This window comes from Kitasatospora sp. NPDC091257, from assembly GCF_044757675.1.
Taxonomy (GTDB): Bacteria; Actinomycetota; Actinomycetes; order Streptomycetales; family Streptomycetaceae; genus Kitasatospora; species Kitasatospora lactacystinica.
In genome coordinates this window covers 1-2,917 of sequence record NZ_JBIVVI010001136.1, presented here as the reverse complement: position 1 = coordinate 2,917, position 2,917 = coordinate 1, and the positions used below count along the sequence as shown (strand labels likewise).

The window sequence follows — 2,917 nt, the reverse complement described above, 5'->3', positions numbered from 1 at the left end:
GACGGGACGGGGCACGTGGGTACGAGGAGCGGAGCGACGGCGGTGAACGCCGCACTCCGCTCCCCGTACCCAGCGCAGCCGGCTCCTCGCAGCCGGTGTGGTCGCCGCGTCGGTCTCCCTCGTGCTGACCGGTTGCAGCAGCAGCAAGAGCGACGGCGGCGGCGCCCCCAACGCCTCCGCCACCGTCAACGAGGTCAAGGCCGACCCCAAGCTGGCCTCGCTCGTCCCGGAGGACGTCAAGTCCGCCGGCAAGATCGTCGTGGGCGCGGACGCCTCGTACGCCCCGGACGAGTTCAAGGACGACAGCGGCAAGATCATCGGCATGGACGTCGACCTGGCCAACGCCATCGCCGCCAAGCTCGGACTGAAGGCCGAGGTCCAGGACTCCGGCTTCACCGCGATCATCCCCGGCATCCAGTCGAACAAGTTCCAGCTCGGCATGTCGTCCTTCACGGACAACAAGGAGCGCGAACAGATCGTCGACATGGTCACCTACTTCAACTCCGGCAGCGCCGTCGCGGTGAAGAAGGGCAACCCGGAGAAGGTCGACCCGAAGGACCTCTGCGGCAAGAAGATCGCCGTCCAGACCGGCACCACCCAGGCCGACGAGATCAAGGACACCCGCGACCCGGACTGCGCCAAGGCCGGCAAGCCGGGCATCCCGAACGGGGGCGACAAGTTCGACCTCCAGACGGACGTCACCAACGCCGTGGTGTCCGGGCGCGACCAGGCGATGATGGCCGACTCCCAGGTGATCGACTACGCGATCAAGCAGTCCGGCGGCCAGCTGGAGAAGGTCGGCGAGACCTACGGCACGGCCCCCTACGGTGTCGCCCTGGCCAAGGGCTCCAAGCTGACCCCGGCCGTCCAGGGCGCCGTCCAGTCGCTGATCGACGACGGCACCTACAAGCAGATCCTCACCAAGTGGGGCGTCGAGGCCGGCGCCATCTCCACGTCGGCCGTCAACGGTGCCGTCAGCTGACCCTCGTACGCTCCATCTTCTCCCCCGAGGCCACACCGTGAACTCTTTGGACAAGGGGACGGCGGAGAAGGGGCGGCCTGACATCATCAAGGCCGTCCCCGTCCGCCACCCCGGACGCTGGGCGGGCGCCGTCGTCATCGCCCTGCTCGCGGCGATGCTGCTGAGCGCCCTCCTCACCAACCCCGCTTTCAAGTGGGACATCGTCGGTCAGTACCTGTTCCACGACAGCATCATGCACGGCCTGCTGGTGACGCTGGAACTGACCGTGCTCGCCATGCTCATGGGTGTGGTCGGCGGCATCATCCTCGCGGTGATGCGCCTGTCCCCGAACCCGCTGCTGGCCGGCGTCGCGTGGGTCTACATCTGGATCTTCCGCGGCACCCCGGTGCTGGTGCAGCTGGTGTTCTGGAACTTCCTCGGCCTGATCTGGGCCAAGCTGTCGATCGGCGTCCCGTGGGGGCCCGAGTTCTGGTCCGAGCAGACCAACGTGCTGATCCCGACCTTCGTCGCCGCACTGCTGGGCCTCGGCCTCAACGAGGCCGCCTACATGGCGGAGATCGTCCGCGGCGGCATCCAGTCGGTGGACGAGGGCCAGAGCGAGGCCGCGCACGCGCTCGGCATGAGCCGGTTCCAGACCATGCGCCGGATCGTCCTGCCGCAGGCCATGCGGGTGATCATCCCGCCGACCGGCAACGAGACCATCTCGATGCTCAAGACCACCTCGCTGGTCTCCGTGATCTCCCTGGAGGAGATCTTCCGGGCCGGCCAGGTCATCTACTCCCGGAACTACCAGAACATCCCGCTGCTGATCGTGGTCAGCCTCTGGTACCTGTTCTTCACCTCGGTGCTGACCATCGGCCAGTACTACATCGAGCGCCACTACGCCCGAGGCTCCAACCGCACCCTCCCGCCCACCCCGCTGCAGCGACTGCGGGGCCTGTTCGCCGGGAAGCCCGCCCCGAGGACGACCGCCGACGTCGTCCCGGGGATCGAGGGAGGTGGTCACGTATGACCGATCTGACCAAGACCCCCGCCGACGCCGCGGCCCCGGCCGAGCCCATGGTCCGCGCCGAGAGCGTGCACAAGTCCTACGGCCCGGTCGAGGTGCTCAAGGGCATCGACCTGGAGGTGGCGAAGGGCGAGGTGTTCTGCCTGATCGGCCCCTCCGGCTCCGGCAAGTCGACCTTCCTGCGGTGCATCAACCACCTGGAGAAGATCAACGGCGGCCGCCTCTGGGTGGACGGCGAGCTGGTCGGCTACCAGCAGAAGGGCGACCGGCTGCACGAGCTCAAGGACCGCGAGGTCGCCCTCAAGCGGCGCGACATCGGCATGGTCTTCCAGCGCTTCAACCTGTTCCCGCACATGACCGCCGTCGAGAACGTCATGGAGGCGCCGGTCCAGGTCAAGGGCGAGAGCAGGGCCGACGCCCGCGAGCGCGGCATGGTCCTGCTGGAGCGGGTCGGCCTCGCCGACAAGGCGAAGAACTACCCCTCGCAGCTCTCCGGCGGCCAGCAGCAGCGCGTGGCGATCGCCCGCGCGCTGGCCATGAAGCCCAAGCTGATGCTCTTCGACGAGCCGACCTCCGCGCTCGACCCGGAGCTGGTCGGCGACGTCCTGGACGTCATGCGCGGCCTCGCCGAGGAGGGCATGACCATGGTGGTCGTCACCCACGAGATGGGTTTCGCCCGCGAGGTCGGCGACGCGCTGGTGTTCATGGACGGCGGTGTGGTGGTCGAGTCCGGCAACCCCCGCGAGGTGCTCACCAATCCCCAGCACGAGCGCACCAGGGCCTTCCTGTCCAAGGTGCTCTGAGCCCGTACCGTCGGCGCCCGGCAGGCCACTCACCGGAGAAAGGCGCCAGAAGCAGTGGCCGACCGCCTCATCGTCCGCGGTGCTCGCGAGCACAACCTCAAGAACGTCTCGCTCGACCTGCCC

At 68.3% G+C, this 2,917-nt stretch carries 3 protein-coding genes; all 3 read left to right on the top strand.

Annotated elements, in window-relative coordinates; genetic code table 11:
• Nucleotides 1-97: 97 nt before the first annotated feature.
• Genes ACIQOV_RS35415 through ACIQOV_RS35405 form a run of 3 tightly spaced genes read left to right on the top strand, consistent with a single transcriptional unit; the run spans nucleotide 98 to nucleotide 2,794 of the window.
• Complete coding sequence (locus ACIQOV_RS35415; protein ID WP_401054939.1) at nucleotides 98-982, top strand: ABC transporter substrate-binding protein; 885 nt, start codon at nucleotides 98-100, stop codon at nucleotides 980-982.
• A 37-nt stretch (nucleotides 983-1,019) separates the two neighbouring features.
• Nucleotides 1,020-1,994, top strand: coding sequence for an amino acid ABC transporter permease (locus tag ACIQOV_RS35410; RefSeq protein WP_380550074.1), 975 nt, complete (start codon nucleotides 1,020-1,022; stop codon nucleotides 1,992-1,994).
• Nucleotides 1,991-2,794 (top strand): amino acid ABC transporter ATP-binding protein, encoded by an 804-nt coding sequence (locus ACIQOV_RS35405; protein ID WP_401054938.1) that lies wholly within the window; start codon nucleotides 1,991-1,993, stop codon nucleotides 2,792-2,794. Before ACIQOV_RS35410 ends, ACIQOV_RS35405 begins: the two co-directional genes overlap by 4 nt.
• The last annotated feature ends 123 nt before the right edge of the window (nucleotides 2,795-2,917 follow it).

Excerpts from the sequence above, each read along its gene's own strand:
- ACIQOV_RS35405 (WP_401054938.1), top strand. The coding sequence starts at position 1,991 with ATGACCGATCTGACCAAGACCCCCGCCGACGCCGCGGCCCCGGCCGAG.